The sequence below is a fragment of the Mesorhizobium wenxiniae genome (genome assembly GCF_002284535.1).
Classification (GTDB): Bacteria; Pseudomonadota; Alphaproteobacteria; order Rhizobiales; family Rhizobiaceae; genus Mesorhizobium; species Mesorhizobium wenxiniae.
Genome location: NZ_NPKH01000014.1, coordinates 493,595 through 511,060 on the forward strand (window position 1 = coordinate 493,595; position 17,466 = coordinate 511,060).

General features: G+C 64.1%; 17 protein-coding genes and 1 tRNA gene. 16 read left to right on the forward strand and 2 right to left on the reverse strand.

What is annotated here, in order from left to right; genetic code table 11:
* Positions 1-39: 39 nt before the first annotated feature.
* The 6 genes from CIT31_RS07715 (at position 40) to CIT31_RS07740 (ending at position 5,323) form a co-directional block, all read left to right on the forward strand.
* On the forward strand, positions 40-288 hold the full coding sequence (locus CIT31_RS07715; RefSeq protein ID WP_095518076.1) for a hypothetical protein: 249 nt from the start codon (positions 40-42) through the stop codon (positions 286-288).
* Positions 289-295: 7 nt separating this feature from the next.
* Positions 296-1,180, forward strand: a complete 885-nt coding sequence (pdxY, locus tag CIT31_RS07720; protein ID WP_095518077.1) for a pyridoxal kinase PdxY — start codon at positions 296-298, stop codon at positions 1,178-1,180.
* Entirely contained in the window at positions 1,177-1,932 is a 756-nt protein-coding gene (locus CIT31_RS07725; protein ID WP_095518078.1) for a DUF429 domain-containing protein, read from the forward strand. The genes pdxY and CIT31_RS07725 overlap by 4 nt, the downstream gene beginning before the upstream one ends.
* Before the next feature lie 169 nt (positions 1,933-2,101).
* Positions 2,102-2,746 (forward strand): carbonic anhydrase, encoded by a 645-nt coding sequence (locus tag CIT31_RS07730; protein WP_065011320.1) that lies wholly within the window; start codon positions 2,102-2,104, stop codon positions 2,744-2,746.
* Positions 2,747-2,755: 9 nt separating this feature from the next.
* Entirely contained in the window at positions 2,756-3,166 is a 411-nt protein-coding gene (locus CIT31_RS07735) for a nuclear transport factor 2 family protein (RefSeq protein WP_095518079.1), read from the forward strand.
* A gap of 102 nt (positions 3,167-3,268) precedes the next feature.
* On the forward strand, positions 3,269-5,323 hold the full coding sequence (locus CIT31_RS07740) for a M3 family metallopeptidase (RefSeq protein WP_095518080.1): 2,055 nt from the start codon (positions 3,269-3,271) through the stop codon (positions 5,321-5,323).
* A 216-nt stretch (positions 5,324-5,539) separates the two neighbouring features.
* Here the strand turns inward: CIT31_RS07740 and CIT31_RS07745 are convergent, their stop codons facing one another.
* Both CIT31_RS07745 and CIT31_RS07750 read right to left on the reverse strand, forming a co-directional pair.
* Positions 5,540-5,854: a DUF167 family protein gene (locus tag CIT31_RS07745; RefSeq protein ID WP_095518081.1), complete on the reverse strand. Its 315-nt coding sequence runs from the start codon at positions 5,852-5,854 to the stop codon at positions 5,540-5,542.
* A 10-nt stretch (positions 5,855-5,864) separates the two neighbouring features.
* Positions 5,865-6,155 carry a YggT family protein gene (locus CIT31_RS07750; RefSeq protein WP_023800489.1) on the reverse strand — a complete coding sequence of 97 codons (291 nt, stop codon included), beginning with the start codon at positions 6,153-6,155 and terminating at the stop codon, positions 5,865-5,867.
* Between the two features lie 160 nt (positions 6,156-6,315).
* Between CIT31_RS07750 and CIT31_RS07755 the strand changes: the two genes are divergently transcribed.
* The 10 genes from CIT31_RS07755 to CIT31_RS07805 all read left to right on the forward strand — a co-directional run bounded on the left by CIT31_RS07755 (position 6,316) and on the right by CIT31_RS07805 (position 17,012).
* Positions 6,316-6,391 (forward strand) — tRNA-Ala (locus CIT31_RS07755).
* Positions 6,392-6,821: 430 nt separating this feature from the next.
* Positions 6,822-8,948: a coiled-coil domain-containing protein gene (locus tag CIT31_RS07760; protein ID WP_095518082.1), complete on the forward strand. Its 2,127-nt coding sequence runs from the start codon at positions 6,822-6,824 to the stop codon at positions 8,946-8,948.
* A 1,177-nt stretch (positions 8,949-10,125) separates the two neighbouring features.
* Complete coding sequence (locus tag CIT31_RS07775; RefSeq protein WP_095518083.1) at positions 10,126-10,908, forward strand: SDR family oxidoreductase; 783 nt, start codon at positions 10,126-10,128, stop codon at positions 10,906-10,908.
* A gap of 81 nt (positions 10,909-10,989) precedes the next feature.
* Positions 10,990-11,196 (forward strand): hypothetical protein, encoded by a 207-nt coding sequence (locus CIT31_RS07780; RefSeq protein WP_095518084.1) that lies wholly within the window; start codon positions 10,990-10,992, stop codon positions 11,194-11,196.
* A gap of 35 nt (positions 11,197-11,231) precedes the next feature.
* Positions 11,232-11,903: a sugar phosphate isomerase/epimerase family protein gene (locus CIT31_RS07785; protein WP_245316134.1), complete on the forward strand. Its 672-nt coding sequence runs from the start codon at positions 11,232-11,234 to the stop codon at positions 11,901-11,903.
* Positions 11,876-12,145 carry a hypothetical protein gene (locus CIT31_RS34975; RefSeq protein WP_245316135.1) on the forward strand — a complete coding sequence of 90 codons (270 nt, stop codon included), beginning with the start codon at positions 11,876-11,878 and terminating at the stop codon, positions 12,143-12,145. Before CIT31_RS07785 ends, CIT31_RS34975 begins: the two co-directional genes overlap by 28 nt.
* A gap of 51 nt (positions 12,146-12,196) precedes the next feature.
* Complete coding sequence (locus CIT31_RS07790; protein WP_095518085.1) at positions 12,197-13,231, forward strand: ABC transporter substrate-binding protein; 1,035 nt, start codon at positions 12,197-12,199, stop codon at positions 13,229-13,231.
* A gap of 291 nt (positions 13,232-13,522) precedes the next feature.
* Positions 13,523-15,061, forward strand: a complete 1,539-nt coding sequence (locus tag CIT31_RS07795) for a sugar ABC transporter ATP-binding protein (protein ID WP_095518086.1) — start codon at positions 13,523-13,525, stop codon at positions 15,059-15,061.
* Entirely contained in the window at positions 15,058-16,029 is a 972-nt protein-coding gene (locus CIT31_RS07800; protein WP_095518087.1) for an ABC transporter permease, read from the forward strand. The genes CIT31_RS07795 and CIT31_RS07800 overlap by 4 nt, the downstream gene beginning before the upstream one ends.
* Positions 16,026-17,012, forward strand: a complete 987-nt coding sequence (locus CIT31_RS07805; protein WP_095518088.1) for an ABC transporter permease — start codon at positions 16,026-16,028, stop codon at positions 17,010-17,012. Before CIT31_RS07800 ends, CIT31_RS07805 begins: the two co-directional genes overlap by 4 nt.
* Positions 17,013-17,466: the final 454 nt, after the last annotated feature.

The following is a 17,466-nucleotide window of genomic DNA, read 5'->3' on the forward strand; positions in this document are numbered from 1 at the left end:
GCGAACAGGTTAAAGTCGCCGCGAAATCAGGGCATCGCCATGGCGGAACGCCAGGACAGTGACGACGAATCGCGCCGCATCATCGAGCGCGTGGCACGTGAAACCGACCCGGGCGGCACCTCGTTCATGGCGCGGACCGCGAACGGCGCGCGCGATCACGTCACTGCTGCAGACGCCGACCAGTCGGACCCGATCGAATATTGGGGCACGCGCATTGGCCGGGTGCTAGGGCTCGTTGTCGCCATTGGACTGTTGATCTGGCTCGTGCTTTTCATCAGCCAAAGTTAGGAACCTCGTGAGCCCCGAAGAACACGACGCGCCGCGCGCGGTCATCGTCATTTCCAGCCATGTTGCGCGCGGTTCGGTCGGCAACCGCGCCGCGGTCTTTGCGCTGGAGACGCTGGGCTTTCCGGTGTGGGCGGTGCCGACCGTCATCCTGCCCTGGCATCCGGGCCATGGGCGGGCGACGCGCATCGTGCCGCCGCTCGATCAATTCAAGGCGCTGATGGCCGATCTCGAGCGCGCGCCATGGCTGGGCGAGGTCGGCGCGGTGCTGTCCGGCTACCTCGGCGAAGGCGGCCAGGCCGACGCTGTCGCCTCGCTGGTCGGCGCGGTCAAGGCGAAGACGCCGGACGCCGTCTATATCTGCGACCCGGTGATGGGCGATTCGGGCGGGCTCTATGTGCCGGAGACCACCGCCATTGCCATGCGCGACCGGCTGATGCCGATCGCCGACATCGCCACGCCAAACCGCTACGAGCTGGAATGGATGGCGGGAGCGCCGCTGCCCGATCTCAAGGCGGTGATGGCGGCCGCCCTTGATGCCGGGCCGTCCACCATGCTGGTCACTTCGGCGCCGGCGATGATGGCCGGCGGCACCGGCAATCTCCTGCTCAACGGCAACCAGGCGCTGCTCGCCGAACATCGCCTCATCGAAAAGCCGCCCAATGGGCTCGGCGACCTGACGGCGGCCGTCTATCTGGCGCGCATCCTGTCCGGCCAGCCGGCGGTCAAGGCACTGCAGTCGACCACGGCGGCGGTCTACGAAATCCTGGCGCGCACCGCCAAGCGCGGCGGCGACGAATTGCAGCTCGAAACCGACGCGCAGAGCCTGTCGCACCCGATGGCGATGGTGCAACTTCGCCATCTCCTGCATCCGGGGCGGGACAAAAGAGCGTGACTGTTGTCGGAGTCGACGGCTGCAAGGCCGGCTGGATCGCCGTTCGCCGCGATCCGGGCGCAGTGCCCTCGGCGGCCGTTTTTCCAAACTTCGCAGCACTGCTCGACGCATTGCCGGCCGATGCGACAGTCGCCGTCGACATGCCGATCGGCCTGCCCGATCTTTCGCTAAGGGGCGGACGCGGGCCCGAAGCGCTGGTGCGGCCGCTGCTTGGTAACAGGCAATCCAGCGTCTTCGCCATCCCCTCGCGTGCGGCGCTTTACGCGCATACAGACGGCTTCACCACGATCGAGGCCTGGTATGCCGCGCATCGCCAGGCAAGCGAAGTGGCGAAGGCAACCTCCGATCCGCCGCGCGGCGTCTCGATCCAGGCCTTCGGCATTTTTGCCAAGATCCGCGAGATCGATGCCGTGCTGATCGCGCGTCCCGAACTGCGCAGCCGCGTGTTCGAATCGCATCCGGAGGTCGCCTTCTGCCGACTGAATTGCGATCAGGCAATGTGCTTGCCGAAGAAGATCAAGGGCGTCATCAACCCGGCCGGCATGGCGGAACGCAAGGCGCTGCTTTGCCAGCACGGTTATATCAGGGACTTTTTAGACCGGACGCCGCCGCGAGGCGCTGCTGCCGACGACTTTCTAGACGCAGCGGTGATGATGCTGATTGCCGGCCGTATCGCCAGCGGCGAGGCAAAGCCGTTTCCGGATCCGCCGCTCGCCGACCGTATTGGCATCCCTGTGGCGATCTGGGCATGACAACCTGGCTTGCAAGGACATGACCTCACCAGGCCGAGGCTTGTTTACTGCATGCCTGTTGCAGCCAGTCCTCTGCGATTCGGCATTGCCCGTGACCGGCTTTTGCCGGTAGAGCCTTCCTGACTTGAAAGAGCTGCCGCCTAACCCGGAAAGGCTCCAGACGCCGCCTATGCCTCATCTCCCTGACCATCTGCTCACCGGCTACCGCAATTTCATGAGCGGCCGCTATCTCGCCGAAAGCGGACGCTATCGCTCGCTCGCTCGCGAGGGCCAGTCCCCCGAAACGATGATCGTTGCTTGCTGCGACTCCCGCGCGGCTCCCGAGGCGATCTTCGATGCTGGCCCCGGCGAACTCTTCGTGCTGCGCAACGTGGGCAATCTGGTGCCGCCTTATGCGCCCGACGACCAGTTCCACTCGACCTCGGCGGCGCTCGAGTTCGCCGTGCAGAGCCTCAAGGTGAAGAATATCGTGGTCATGGGCCATGGCCGCTGCGGCGGCATCCGCGCCGCACTCGACCCCACGGCCGCGCCCTTGTCGCCCGGCGACTTCATCGGCAAGTGGATGAGCCTGATTGCGCCGGCGGCCGAGACCGTGTCCTCCAGCACGTTCATGACGGCGACGGAGCGCCAGACCGCGCTGGAGCGCATTTCGATCCGCTATTCGATCGCCAATCTCAGGACCTTTCCTTGCGTCTCGATCCTGGAAGGCAAGGGACGGCTGTCGCTGCATGGTGCCTGGTTCGACATATCGACCGGCGAGCTCTGGGTGATGAACAAGGATACCGGCGACTTCGAGCGGCCGGAGATGACATAGGAGGGTTGCATGGCATGCCGTTCGATCGCCGTGGCCGCAGCGGCGCTGCTGTTTTCAGTCATATCCGCTCGCGCCGACGACGGCGCGCTCATCGGCCGCTGGTATGCGGCGCTGCTGGTCGCCGATCGCACGGAATTGGCGGACCTGCTTGCCGACGACGTCCGGATAAAACTCGACGATCTCGGCGTCGTCCAGACCAAGCAGGAATTCATCGCCTCGATCGACGACTGGCAAGGCGCTGTCGCCGGGGCTGAAATCCGGCATCGGATCGAGAAGACCGAGGTTGGCGTCACCACGGTGATCGCCTGCTATGATTTCCCCAACAACGACGCGCTGATGCAGGAAACCTTCGCGATCGCCGACAACCGCATCACCGCCAGTTCGCAGGCGGCGATCGCGGAAAACTGCGACGCCTATTGAGCGGTTACTGATATTGCGTACGGCAAGCCAGCGCCTTACATCGGTGATGATCTCGCCCTGCCTCTACAGCCACTCAGCGAAAGCCCCTCACTCAGCGAAAGATTGCCCATGCCGTCCGCCGTCGACCTCGCCGCCCATCCGCTGACCATCTGGCAAGGGCCGCTCGGCCTGCCCGATTTCACCCGCATCGGCGACGGCGATTTTTCCGGGGTTTTCGATGCGGCATTGAAGGCGCATGAGGCCGAGATCGAGGCAATATCAGGCAATGCCGAGGCGCCGACCGTCGAGAATACGCTTGCAGCACTGGAGCTTGGCGGCGAGGCGCTCGACCATGTCTCGTCGATCTTCTGGTGCCGGGCCGGCGCCCACACCAACGAGGCGATCCAGGCGCTGGAGCGCGACATCTCCCCAAAGATGTCGCGGCATTTCTCGGCGATCTCGATGAACGAAAGGCTGTTTGCCCGCATCAACGATCTCTATCAGCGCCGGGAAACCCTAAAGCTCGATGCCGAGACGCTGCGGGTGCTGGAAAAGACCTGGAAAGGTTTTGTCCGCTCCGGCGCCAAGCTCGACGCGGACGGCAAGAAGCGGCTTGCGGCGATCAATGAGGAACTGTCGTCGCTCGGCACGAGGTTCGGGCAAAACCTGCTTGCCGACGAACGCGACTGGGCGCTTTTCCTCGACGAGGCCGACCTTGTCGGCCTGCCGGAATTCCTGAAAAGCGCGATGGCGGAGGCTGCCGAAATGCGCGGCCAGAAAGGCCGCTATGCGGTCACCCTGTCGCGCTCGATCTACGAGCCGTTCTCGACCTTCTCCGAGCGCCGTGACCTGCGCGAGATCGCCTTCCGCGCCTTCACCATGCGTGGCCAGAATGGCGGCGCCACCGACAACACCGCCGTGGTGCGCGACATGCTGCGCCTGCGCGCCGAAAAGGCGAAGCTGCTCGGCTACGCTTCCTTCGCGGCGCTGAAGCTCGACGATACCATGGCAAAGACGCCGGAGGCGGTGCATATGCTGCTCGACCCGGTCTGGGAAAAAGCCTTGGAAAAGGCCGCAAGCGACCAGGCGGAGTTGCAGCGGTTGGCGGTCGAGGCCGGCAGCAACGAAAAATTCGCCGCCTGGGACTGGCGCTTCTATCAGGAGAAGCTTCGCGCCGAGAAATTCGCCTTCGACGAGGCCGAACTGAAGCCTTATCTGCAACTCGACCGCATCATCGATGCCTGTTTCGACGTGGCGACACGATTGTTCGGCATCACCTTCGAGGAGAAGAAAGGCATCGCCACCTGGCATCCGGACGCACGCGTTTTCGTCGTCAGGAATGCCGACGGCAGCGAGCGCGGACTCTTTCTTGCCGACTATTTCGCGCGGCCCTCCAAACGCTCCGGCGCCTGGATGAGCGCGCTGAAATCCGGCTATAAGCTCGGCCATGGCTCCAAGCCGGTCATCTACAACATCATGAATTTCGCCAAGCCGCCAGAGGGCAAGGCAGCACTTTTGTCGGTCGACGAAGCCAAGACCCTGTTCCACGAATTCGGTCATGCCCTGCACGGCATGCTGACCGACGTCACCTGGCCGTCGGTTTCGGGCACCTCGGTCAGCCGCGATTTCGTCGAATTGCCCTCGCAACTCTACGAGCACTGGCTGACCGTGCCGGCGGTGCTGGAAAAGCATGCGCTGCATGTGAAGACTGGCAAGCCGATGCCGAAGGCGCTGGTCGACAAGATGCTGGCGGCGCGCACCTTCGGCGTCGGCTTCGCCACGGTCGAGTTCACCGCCTCGGCGCTGGTCGACATGGCCTACCATGCGCGGCCGGATGCACCGGAGGAGCCGCTTCGTTTCGAAGCCGAAACGCTCGAGAGGCTCAACATGCCCGGCACCATCGCCATGCGCCATCGCACCCCGCATTTCGGCCACATTTTTGCCGGCGACGGCTATTCGGCCGGCTATTATTCCTACATGTGGTCGGAGGTGCTCGACGCCGATGCTTTCGCCGCTTTCGAGGAGACCGGCGACCCGTTCAATCCGGCGCTGGCCGAGCGGCTGAGGAAGAACATCTATGCCGCCGGCGGTTCGAAGGACCCGGAAGAGCTCTACACCGCCTTCCGCGGCAAGATGCCGTCGCCCGAAGCGATGATGGTCAAGCGCGGCTTGGTCTGAGTATCCCAGCGGCGCAAGCCTTTCTAGACGGAGAGACAGCACACCCCCTACCGGGCATCCCCCCGCAAGTGGGGAGAACGGTAGCTTGGGCTCCAGCGCTTTTCTTCAACGTTGAAAATTGGCGAAAGCCATCGTGACATCCGATCTCGCCCTTGCGGGGGAGATGTCCGGCAGGACGGAGGGGGGTGGAATGAGGCGTGCAGGAAGCGAACCCCTTCAAACGACGCTGAGCGCCTCGATGCCTTTCGCCAGCGCCGCCGGATCGCCCGAAATGCGCAGCGTCTTCAGCCGGGCCGTGCCGCCGGCGACGACCGAGATGGCCGATCGCGGCATTCGCAGCGCCTTGGCGACCAGCCGTTCAAGCGCTTGATTGGCGGCGCCGTTTTCCGGCACGGCGCGGACGCGAGCCTGCAGATGGCTTCGCCCGTCCGCCGAGATCTCGATGCCTTCGAGCCGGTCCATCGCCGCTTTCGGCGTCAGCCGGACGAACAGGTCGACGCCGTCGCTACGCGGGCGAAACGGCCCGGTCAAGGAACGACCGTCAGACGACCAGCGGCGCCACCGTGGTGAGCAGGAACTGCCGCAGGAAGAACAGGATCAGAAGCAGGATAATCGGCGAGATGTCGATGCCGCCGAGATCGGGCAGGAAGCGGCGGATTGGCCGCAGAGCAGGCTCGGTCAGCCGGAAAAGCATGTTGCTGACGCTGTCGACGAACTGGTTGCGCGAGTTGACGACGTTGAAGGCGTAGAGCCAGGAGAAAATCGCCGAAGCGATGATGATCCACCAATAGATGTCAAGCGCCAGGACAATGGTCTGAATAAGGGCTATCATGCCGGTCTCCAATTGTTGCCGACATGTAGCCATTGCGGGCGAAAGCGGCAAGAGCCAGCTTCCGCGGCACGCCCGGCCGGTGCCTGGCCGCGCGGCTTTTGGGCAATACGCCGTCTTGACAGGAAACCGCAGCGCCCGATAAATGCGCCATCCGCTGGACGGGGCTGTAGCTCAGCTGGGAGAGCGCGTCGTTCGCAATGACGAGGTCAGGAGTTCGATCCTCCTCAGCTCCACCAGTCGGATATGCAACCGTGAAAAGCAATTGCTTTTCGCTGCAGATTGTGGCGTCCCCTCTTTCACGCCCATTTCAGCTGTTCGTGCCCGCCAAAATTGGTCTTTACCGGGTCGCAAAAGGATGCCTCCCCGAAAGGCAGTGGCCGAAAATTCTCTCCAGCCGCTGTTCAGCGCGAAAGGCATCGTCATGGCCAGGCTGGCCAGTTGCAAGCCGGCCCTGCGCCAGGCACCTGCGAACCGGCGCATCGCTTCATCACAATGAATGGCGACATTCGCGGGCGTGTACGGGATAATCCTTCCTTGGGCCTGTGTGCTGGAAGGCGCGAAAGGCAGCTACGGCGCAGCGAACCTTACCGCGAAGGTGGCTGCCAGCCGGACTTTGGCAAGTGCCCGGTCCCGCTAGGTAACGGCGATCTTGAGGAGCCACTCATCATGAAGATCCCGTCCAGATTTGGTGCAGTCGCGGTTGCCGTCATCGTCGCCGCGGGGGTCAGCATTGCCAGCGCCGCGCAACTTAAGCGTGTGCAAACGCCGCCCGGCGAGCATGAAATGGTTTTACGCCGCGAATTGGCCGCAGCACGAGCCGAGCTGGAAATCATGCAGCGCAGGGCACGTGACGCAAGCGCCCAGGCGCACGCCTTGGCAAACACGGTGGCTAAGCAGGCACAAACCCTGGAAGAGCAGCAGCAAGTGGACGAAGCGCTGGAGACAGCGCAGCGCGTTATCGAAGACTTTAGGGCCGAAGCCCTTCTCTTGGACCGCGAGAGGGCCTCCGGAGCGCAGCCCTCCATGGAAGCCTCTCAGGGTGCTGCGAAGCGAGCGCTTGATGAGGCGAGGCGCAAGGTTGAATTCCTGGAACAGGAACTCACCACGGCTCGCCAAACGATCGACGCGCTTAAGACAGGCGCAAATCTGGCAGGGGTCGAGCAGGCCAATGCCATGAAGGACCGATCGGTGACCGAGGCCGCTCTAAAGCAAGCTGGAGAAGCACTCGAACTGGAACGCGAACGAGCAGATTCAGCCGTACGCGACCTCGATATCGTTCGCGAGAAACGCGACGCTTCAAAGCAGGTCTCGGCAGAGTTGAGTGCGGCGTTGGAGCAAGAGCGCAAGAGGGCCGCCGGAGCGCAAGCCTCTCAGCTTGCTGCGAAGCGAGCGCTTGATGAGGAGAGGCGCAAGGTTGAACTCCTGGAACAGGAACTCACCACGGCTCGCCAGACTATCAGCGCTCTTAAGGCAGGCGCAAATCTGGCAGCGGTCGAGCAGGCCAATGCGATGAAGGGCCGATCGGTGGCCGAGATCGCTCTAAAGCAAGCTGGAGAAGCACTCGAACTGGAACGCGAACGAGCAGATTCGGCCGTACGCGACCTCGATATCGTTCGCAAGGAACGCGACGCTTCGAAGCAGGTCTCGGCAGAGTTGAGTGCGGCGCTGGAGCAAGAGCGCAAGAGGGCCGCCGGAGCGCAGCCCTCCATGGAAGCCTCTCAGGGTGCTGCGAAGGGAGCGCTTGATGAGGAGAGGCGCAAGGTTGAACTCCTGGAACAGGAACTCACCACGGCTCGCCAAAAGATCGACGCTCTCAAGACAGGCGCAAATCTGGCCGCGGTCGAGCAGGCCAATGCCATAAAGGACCGATCGGTGGTCGAGACCGCTCTAAAGCAAGCTGGAGAAGCACTCGAACTGGAACGGGAACGAGCAGATTCCATGGAAGCCTCTCAAAGTGCTGCGAAGCGAGCGCTTGATGAGGGGAGGCGCAAGGTTGAACTCCTGGAACAGGAACTCACCACGGCCCGCCAAAAGATCGACGCTCTCAAGAAAGGCGCAAATCTGGCCGCGGTCGAGCAGGCCAATGCCATGAAGGACCGATCGGTGGTCGAGACCGCTCTAAAGCAAGCTGGAGAAGCACTCGAACTGGAACGCGAACGAGCAGATTCCATGGAAGCCTCTCAAGGTGTTGCGAAGCGAGCGCTTGATGAGCAGAGGCGCAAGATTGAACGCTTGGAACAGGAACTCACCACGGCTCGCCAGAACGTCGACGCTCTTAAGACACGCGCAAATCTGGCAGCGGTCGAGCAGGCCAATGCCATGAAGGGCCGATCGGTGACCGAGGCCGCTCTAAAGCAAACTGGAGAAGCGCTCGAACTGGAACGCGAACGAGCAGATTCAGCCCTACGCGACCTCGATATCGTTCGAAAGGAACGCGACGCTTCAAAGCAGGTCTCGGCAGAGTTGCGTGCGGCGCTGGAGCAAGAGCGTGAAAAGGCTGCTGGTTTAGCCCGCAGCCTCAGTGCCGCGCGTGAGGCAATTGACGTCGTGAAGGAGAAGCGTCGCACTGCGGCTGTGGCGCGCGCGCCGAAGGCACGTACCCCCGCGAGTGGACTTGCAAATACATCGCGTTCGAGCGCCCAACCCGCCCATAAACCGCGATTGCCGAAAAAACAGAAAGTGAAGGTCCAAAAGTCACCGCATCCTGTTCTGCCGGCAACCATCGCTCTTCCCGCCGCATTGCTTCCAACGCGGCCACTGAATAACTCGACCTACGCCAGTGAAGACCAATGAGTGAAGCCTCAGAGGAGCATGACAATGAAAAGGTACGTCGCAGCCGCGTTGACGATCGGGATCGCAATCGGGCCTGCCTACGCTCAAGACACAGGCAGCGGAGGTAATGTCGGCGGTGCCGGGGTCGGTGCTGGCGTGAGCGCCGGTTCGCAAGGCGCATCCGTCGGGGCAGGCACGAGCGCTGCCGGGGTCGGTGCTGGCGTGAGCGCCGGTTCGCAAGGCGCATCCGTCGGGGCAGGCACGAGCGCTGCCGGGGTCGGTGCTGGCGTGAGCGCCGGTTCGCAAGGCGCATCCGTCGGGGCAGGCACGAGCGCTGCCGGGGTCGGTGCTGGCGTGAGCGCCGGTTCGCAAGGCGCATCTGTCGGGGCGGGCGCGAGTGTCGGCGGTGTCGGGGTCGGTGCTGGCGTGAGCGCCGGTTCGCAAGGCGCATCTGTGGGAACGGGCACGAGCGTCGGCGGTGCGAGTGGAGCAAACGTTGGAGCTTCGGTCGGCGCAGGTAGCGTGTCGCTCGGCACTCCCGGTAGTCCGGCCGCAGTCACGACAGCCAATGACCCAGGCAAGTCCGACGGGAAATCGGCCGCCCTGCCACTCGTCCTCAGGCCTTCCAAAGCAGGTTGGGATGACTCCACCAGGGGGTATCCCTTTGGATCTCTTGGACCGCTGGAAGCGAGACCCGGTACGCCAGCTGCGGTCGTGCAAGCCTGCCGCGCGGCGATCCTGTCCGCTGCGACGCCGCTTGGCGCCCTCCGTGTCCACGCGGTGAGCGCGGGTGCCTTGCGTCAGCGTCGAGGCGCACTCAAGGCTCCGATCGCGGTGCGAATAGACTACGCAAGACGAGGCGGCATCGAAGTTCGGCAGGCGCGAGTCGGCTGTCGCCTCGACGCGGCTGGCAGGGTCACCGCAGTGAGATAGCACCAAGCCTGTCGGGCAGGTTTCGAAATCCGAGGACAATACGCCGGCAACCAGCGGATCTGGTCGTCGAGGCGCATGGCCAGCCGGTGCACGGCGCCGATGAAGGCGTTGCGCCCGCCACCCACCATGCCGAGCGCCAAGCGTTGGCGCATCGATCCATCGGCGATCGGTAGACCATGATTTGAAAACTCCTCCTGAAGATTGACTATCGGGAATTGGCGTTCCCTACTCTGGAAAAAATGGAAACTTTGTTCCGGGAGGAGGAATGGAGCTTCGGCTGGAAGGCAAGGTGGTGCTGGTCACCGGCGCGACGCAAGGCATTGGCCGGGCGATCGCCGAGACGCTCGCCCGTTCTGGCGCCGGCGGCCTGCTGGTCACCGGCCGCGAACCCGCGCGTGGCAGCGAAGTGGCGACGGCGCTCTCCCAGGCAGGCACGCCGACGACTTTCGTCGCCGCCGATCTGGCTGATACCACGGCGCCGGCGCGGCTGGTTGAGGAATGTATCAGTCGCTTCGGCCGTATCGACGCGCTGGTCAACGCCGCCGGCCTGACCAATCGCGCCTCGTTTCTCGATGCCGACCTCGACGATTGGGCGGCGCTGTTCGCCGTCAACGCGCGGGCGCCGTTCTTTCTCATGCAGGCAGCCATCACGCAGATGCGCAAGCAGGGTCAAGGCGGCGCCATCGTCAACATCCTGTCGATCAACGCGTATTGCGGCTCGCCCGAACTGGCCGTCTATTCGGCCACCAAGGGGGCGCTCGCGACGCTTACCCGCAACGCCGCCAACGCGCACCGTTTCGAACGCATCCGCGTCAACGGCATCAATGTCGGCTGGACCGACACGCCGGCCGAACGCATCATGCAGGCCGAGACGCTCGGACACGGCCCGGGCTGGATCGACGCCGCCAACGCGTCGCAGCCTTTCGGGCGCCTGCTGGCGGCCGACGAGGTGGCGAACCTCGCCGTCTTCCTGCTCTCCGACGCCTCCGGGCCGATGACCGGCGCCCTGATCGACCAGGAGCAATGGGTCGTAGGGGCGAACCGGTGAGGCCTGCTTCGCTCGGAACGCTTGGCCCGGCACTGCTTAGCCGGCTTCCCCCGCCGTCCAAAAGCCGTCCAAAGACCGAGCATGGCACATATCGGTGTCGGCGCCTGCCACCGCTGCTTCGCAGGGTGGCGCGGCCTGGCGGACTGGATCGCCGCCAACGATGATTTCCGCGCGGCTGTCACAGCCGGTCTCGACGGCCCGCTCAGCGACGATCCGATGGCACTCGTCAGACAGGTTTGCGCATTGCCGGCGGCCACACGGTTGAAGCGGCCCGCACAATCGGCATAGTAGGTCAGTCGTGGATCACGACTAGGGGAGGCCACATGAAGCTCGGACTGCTCACCGCACCGTTTGCCGACACCCCGCTCGGCGAGGTCGCCGACTGGGCAAGTTCTGCCGCTTTCGAGGCGCTGGAGATCGCCTGCTGGCCGAAATCCTCGGGTGCTGCCCGGCGCTATGCCGGCACCAGCCATATCGACGCCGCCTCGACCTCGGCCTCGCAGGCGAAGGAAATCGCGGCTGCACTGACAGAAAACAAGCTGTCGATCTCGGGCCTCGGTTTCTATCCCAACCCGCTGCATCCCGATGCCGCCCACCGCAAGGCCGTCGTCGATCATTTGAAGAAGGTGATCGTGCTGGCGAGCCATATGGGAGTGCCTGTCGTCAACACCTTCTGCGGCGGCGACGCTGCAAAAACCGTCGACGCCAACTGGCAAGAGGCGCTCAAACTTTGGCCCGCCGTCATCGCCCATGCGCGCGACAACGGCGTCAAGCTGGCTTTTGAGAACTGCCCGATGATCTTCAGCTATGACGAATGGCCGGGCGGCCACAACATCGCCTATTCGCCCTATATCTGGCGCCGCATTCTAGAGGCGTGGGGCGGCGATGTCGGCATGAACTTCGACCCGTCGCACCTGGTCTGGCAGATGATCGACCAGGCCCGCTTCATCAGGGAGTTCGGCCCGTCATGGTGCATGTCCATGCCAAGGACCTGATGATCGATCATGATGGACTTTACGAGCGCGGTATTCTGTCGGCCGGCATGGGCTGGCAGGTGCCGCGCATGCCGGGGCTTGGCGATGTCGACTGGAATGTGATCTTCTCCGGCCTCTATCGCGTCGGCTACGACGGGCCGATCATCATCGAGCATGAGGACCGGCGGTTTGAGGGGAGCGATGAAAGCGTCAAGCGCGGCTTTCTGCTCGCCCGCGACGTACTGCGCCCCTTCGTGAAATGAGGCCGACTTTCGAACTGAACTGAACTGAAAACAATGTGGAGGAAGACTGAAATGAAAAAATACCTGGCAATGGTCCCGCTGCTTGCCGGCGCGGCGTTTCTGGCTTCGGTGGGCTTCGCGTCCGCTGAAGCCAAATACACGATCGGCGTCTCCAACACGGTGCAAGGCAATGGCTGGCGCGAGGAGATGATCTGCGCCATCAAGGCGCAGGCGCTCGCGTCCGGCGAGGTGACGAAGCTCAACATCGCCCATCGCAACACCGACGCCGCCGGCCAGCTCGAGGACATCCGCAATCTGATCAGCGCCAAGGTCAACGCCATCGTCGTCAATCCGGCCGATCCAGCCGGCATCATGTCGGCCCTCGAGGAAGCCACCAAGGCCGGCATCGTCGTCGTCGCCGTCGACCAGGCGGTCACCGAGCCCTCGGCCTACATCATCTCCAACAACCAGGAGCAGTACGCCTATCTCGGCGCCAAATGGCTGTTCCAGCAGCTCGGCGGCAAGGGCGACGTCGTCTACATGCGCGGCGCCGCCGGCGCCTCGGCCGACAGCGACCGCGACAAAGGTTTTAAGAAGGCGCTTGCCGAATTCCCCGATGTTAAGGTCGTGCATGAGGTCTTCACCGGCTGGCAGCAGGATCAGGGCAAGCAGCAGATCCTCGATTTCATCGCCACCGGATCGCCGTTCAACGGCATCTGGACCTCGGGCATCGACAATGTGATCGTCGATGCGCTGGTCGAGTCGCAGACGCCGCTGGTGCCGGTGGTCGGCGCCGACAATGCGGGCTTCGTCGGCCAGCTGAACTCGGTCGAAGGCCTTGTCGGCGCGGCGGTGACCAACCCCGGTTCGATCGGCGGCGCCGGCGTGACGCTGGCTCTGCAGATCCTGAACGGCAAGAAGCCGGCGGAGCAGACCGTTCTGGTCGAGCCGCAGCTCTGGGAGAACGCCACCGAAGAGGGCAAGGCCAAGCTGAAGAGCGTAGCCGATCCGTCGCTGAGCCCGGAATGGCCGGTCTCGATCTCCATTCCGGAGTGGACCACCTACACCAAGGACCAGATCATCGCCTGCAAGGGCCCGGGCGAGTAAATATGGGCTTTCGCTGCAGACCATGACCGTTTCCAACTTGTGCGGAGACGGTCAATTGCCGAGGTTGACGCCGCCCCTCTCGCCCTGCCGGGCACTTCTCCCCGTATAGTGACGAGGAGAAGGGGGCCGGCCGCAACTCCGGCGCTCTTCCTGCGACGGTGATGATTGGCGAAACCGGCGATGACAGCGCCCTCTCCCCGTCTCTATACGGGGAGAGGATGCCGGCAGGCAGGTGAGGGGCGGCGCCAGCGCGAAATGATTTGAGCCGGCATAAATCGAGAGCAAAGCGATTTGACTACAAACCCCCTCCTGGACGCCACCGGCGTCGTGAAGACCTACGGCGCAGTGGTGGCGCTGCGCAACGCGTCGCTGTCGGTCCTGCCGGGTGAGGTTCACGCCCTGATGGGCGCCAATGGCGCCGGCAAATCGACGCTCGTCAAGATCCTGACCGGCGCCATCCGCGCCGATGCCGGGCATATTCTGATCCGCGGCGAAGCCCGCGACGTGCGCTCGCCCGCCGATGCGCGCCGCGCCGGCCTGCTTCCCGTCTATCAGGAACCGTCGCTCATCCCCGATCTCGACGTCGCCTCCAACCTTCGCCTGACCGACACGCCGGTCGAGCCGTTCCGCGCCTGGGTGCGCGAACTCGGCATTCCCGACCTCGACATCCGCGAGACTGCGCGCGACATCCCGCTTGCCGTGCTGCGCGTGCTCGATCTGGCGCGGGCCTTGGCGGTCGAGCCCGACGTTTTGCTGCTCGACGAGATGACCGCGGCACTGCCGGCAAACCTGGCCGAAAAGGTGCTCGAAGTCGTGCGCAGCCAGGGCGACAGCGGCCGTTCGGTGATCTTCATTTCCCACCGCTTTGTCGAGATATCGGCGCTTTGCGACCGCGCCACGGTGCTTCGCGACGGCGAGACCGTCGGCGTCGTCGCCATCGAGCCGGGCGTCGAGGAGCGCATCGTCGAGATGATGCTCGGCGCCAGGATCGAGAAAACACGCGTGGCGGCGCGCCAGGCGAGCCAGGCCGCTTCGCCTGGGGATAGCCGCCCGCGCCTCGGCGTGGCGAACCTTCGTGTCGGCACCAAGCTCAACGACGTCTCGTTTGATCTGGCCAACGGCGAGGTCGCGGGCATCGTCGCGCTCGAGGGCCAAGGCCAGGACGAGCTCCTCGCCGCGTTGGCCGGCTCCATCCGCCCGTCCGGCGGCACCATCGAGGTGGACGGGAAGCCGGTGAAATTCGCGCATCCGGCCGATGCGATCCGCGCCGGCATCGCCTATGTGCCCGGCGACCGCACCGAAGCCCTGACCATGCAGCGCTCGGTGCGCGAAAACGTCGCGCTCCCCTTCAGCTCCGCCTTGCGCAACTGGGGACCGATCAACATGGCGCAGGAACGCTCCAGGGTCGTCAGTGCGATCGAGCGGCTGCAGATCGACACGCGCGCCCAGCGCGAGGTGCAGCGCCTGTCCGGCGGCAACCAGCAGAAGGTGACAATCGCCCGCTGGATCGCCGCTGAAGCACAGACCATCCTCTGCTTCGACCCGACGCGCGGCATCGATGTCGGCACCAAGCAGGAGATCTACAAGCTGCTGCGCGAACTCGCCGACCAGGGCAAGTCGGTGCTGTTCTATACATCCGAGCTCGAGGAGGTGCAGCGTGTCTGCGATCGCGTCATCGTCATTTTTGGGGGGCGCGTCGTCGACGTCTTCCCCGTCGAACTCGCCGACGAGCCGGCACTGATGCGCGCCGCCTACGGCTTGCCGTGCGGCGCCAAGGAGGACGTCGGCATCCTTGCCGATATCCACTCGAGTCCGGTGGCGAAACCTTGACCCGCCTCGTCCGTCGCCAGGGCTGGGTCGCCGGCCTGCTTGTCCTGTTCGTGGTCCTGTTCGTGATCACCAGGCTCATCCAGCCGGGCTATGGCAGCGGCGATTTCGGCTCGTTGGTGCGCGCGGTGCTGCCTTACGCCTTTGCCGTCGCCGCCCAGACGATTGTCGTCATCGCCGGCGGCATCGATCTTTCCGTCGGCGCTATGATGGCGCTGACCAGCGTCACCGCCGCCTCGATGATGGACGGCGCCAGCGAGGAATATGCGCTTTTCGTCGTGCCGTTCGTGCTGACCATGGGACTGGTGCTGGGCGCCGTCAACGGCATGCTGATCGTCGTCACCCGCGTGCCCGACATCGTCGTCACGCTGGCCACCCTCTTCGTCCTGCAGGGCGCGGCGCTGCTGGTCCTCGGTGCGCCCGGCGGCGCGGTGGCCGAATGGCTGAGGGCGACTATCGTCGGGACAGTCTCGATCCCGGGCCTGCCCGGGATTTCTGCCTGGATACCGAAGGCGCTGGTGCTGCTGGTCGTCTGCCTCTGCATCATCTGGATACCGCTCAAGCGCTCAAAACTCGGCCTTTCGATCTACGCCATCGGCAGCAGCGAGCTCGCGGCATTTCGCAGCGGCGTGCCTGTCGCGCGCACCAGGATCATCGCCTATGCTCTGTCGGGGCTTTTCGCTGCCATGGGCGGGCTGGCGCTGACCATGAGCACAGGCATCGGCGCCCCCATTCCCGGCCCTTATCTTCTTGCCAGCGTGGCGGCGGTCGTGCTCGGCGGCGTCGCACTTGGCGGCGGCAAGGGCGGATTGCTCGGCCCGATCGTCGCGGTCTTCGTGCTGCGGCTGGTACGCACCGACCTGACGCTGCTGGCCATCGATCCCAACGTCACCGCGATCATCGAGGGCGCGATCATGGTCGCCGTCGTCATGTTCGGCGCCTTCATTACAATGCGGAGCCGCCCATCATGAGCAATGCCGCCACGGTCTCTCAACCCGTACCCTTCGGCCGCCGCCTCAAGCGGTTCATGGCCGACCGGCCGCTGATCCCGCTGATCATCCTGCTGGTCATGCTGGTGGTGATCCTGCAGATCCTGCGTCCCGGCATCGTCAATGAGCGGTGGCTCGCCAACACCGTGAAGTTCGCCATCCCGCTGGCGATTCTTGCCGGCTGCCAGACCATGACCATGCTGACCGGCGGCATCGACCTGTCGGTCGGTACGGTTGCGACGATGAGCGCCTTCATCATGGCGACGCAGGTCGTCAATCATGACCCGGCGGTGGCGATCCTCATCGCACTGGTGCCGGCGGTGCTGATCGGCCTGGTCAACGGCATCGGTGTCGGCGTCTTTCGCGTGCACCCACTGATCATGACGCTCGGCACCAGCCTGATCGGCACCGGCTGCCTGCAGGTCTACCAGCGCACCGTGATAGCTTCAGGCGCCAAGATCCCGCCCTTCCTGGCCTGGCTGGGCACCGGCCTCACCTATGGCGTGCCCAATGCGCTGCTGCTGTTCGTGCCCATCGCCGTCCTCATCGTCTTCACCTTGCGCCGCACCGGCTTTGGCCGCCTGCTTTACGCAGTCGGCGACAATGAAGGAGCAGCACGCCTGTCCGGCGTCCGCTACTGGCAAGTCATCACAGCGCTCTACGTCATCTCGAGCGTGCTCGCCGGCGTTACCGGGCTGCTCTATATCGGCCTGATCAAGGCGCCGTCGCTGTCGCTGGCCGAACCGCTGGTGCTGCCTTCGGTGGCCGCCGCCGTGATCGGCGGCACCTCGATCTTCGGCGGCCGCGGCGGCTACACCGGCACCATCATCGGGGCGCTGATCCTCACCGTTCTGACGACGCTGCTGACCATCCTGCAAATGCCCGAAGGCGCGCGGCGGATTCTGTTTGGGCTGATCGTGCTGTTTGTGACGGCGGCTTATTTGCGGATTATCGAGGATCGGTAGGGGGCGTCGAGACGTACGGCTGCTCTTGCACCGAAAGCGACTTATGTCTGTCAGACTGCGAATGGCCGCTTTGCGCCTTAATCTCTGCCGTTCGTCGACGCTCAGCTCGATCCCGAATCCCGCCGTTCGCTCAGTCGTTGTGATGGGCTCGAGTCAATACCGTGCAATCCAATGGATTGGCGGCATCCGCCGGCATGATCCCGCCGGAAGAGCGAATTCGAAGCAACGGCCGCTCGATAACGCTCGAGATCGCTACCGGTGAGCTATCGGGAGCTGCTGATACCAAACTCAACTTAGTTTCGGATCGGGCTATAAGGCATTTGGCGAATATGGCGGCGCCGTCGCATCTTTCTGCTTGCCGCCCTATTTCACCAAGGACGGGGCCGCCGGAATGAAGGCCAGCTTTCGGGGACCGGCAAGGAACCGGTCAGCGACTGATATCGGGTCGTTTGCC

What these genes read in the sequence shown, in the direction of transcription:
- CIT31_RS34975 (WP_245316135.1), top strand. Translation starts at nt 11,876, where the DNA reads ATGGTGCATGTCCATGCCAAGGACCTGATGATCGATCATGATGGACTT.
- CIT31_RS07715 (WP_095518076.1), top strand. Translation starts at nt 40, where the DNA reads ATGGCGGAACGCCAGGACAGTGACGACGAATCGCGCCGCATCATCGAG.
- CIT31_RS07780 (WP_095518084.1), top strand. Translation starts at nt 10,990, where the DNA reads ATGGCACATATCGGTGTCGGCGCCTGCCACCGCTGCTTCGCAGGGTGG.
- CIT31_RS07760 (WP_095518082.1), top strand. Translation starts at nt 6,822, where the DNA reads ATGAAGATCCCGTCCAGATTTGGTGCAGTCGCGGTTGCCGTCATCGTC.
- CIT31_RS07750 (WP_023800489.1), bottom strand. Translation starts at nt 6,155, where the DNA reads ATGATAGCCCTTATTCAGACCATTGTCCTGGCGCTTGACATCTATTGG.
- CIT31_RS07730 (WP_065011320.1), top strand. Translation starts at nt 2,102, where the DNA reads ATGCCTCATCTCCCTGACCATCTGCTCACCGGCTACCGCAATTTCATG.
- CIT31_RS07785 (WP_245316134.1), top strand. Translation starts at nt 11,232, where the DNA reads ATGAAGCTCGGACTGCTCACCGCACCGTTTGCCGACACCCCGCTCGGC.
- CIT31_RS07775 (WP_095518083.1), top strand. Translation starts at nt 10,126, where the DNA reads ATGGAGCTTCGGCTGGAAGGCAAGGTGGTGCTGGTCACCGGCGCGACG.
- CIT31_RS07735 (WP_095518079.1), top strand. Translation starts at nt 2,756, where the DNA reads ATGGCATGCCGTTCGATCGCCGTGGCCGCAGCGGCGCTGCTGTTTTCA.
- CIT31_RS07790 (WP_095518085.1), top strand. Translation starts at nt 12,197, where the DNA reads ATGAAAAAATACCTGGCAATGGTCCCGCTGCTTGCCGGCGCGGCGTTT.
- CIT31_RS07805 (WP_095518088.1), top strand. Translation starts at nt 16,026, where the DNA reads ATGAGCAATGCCGCCACGGTCTCTCAACCCGTACCCTTCGGCCGCCGC.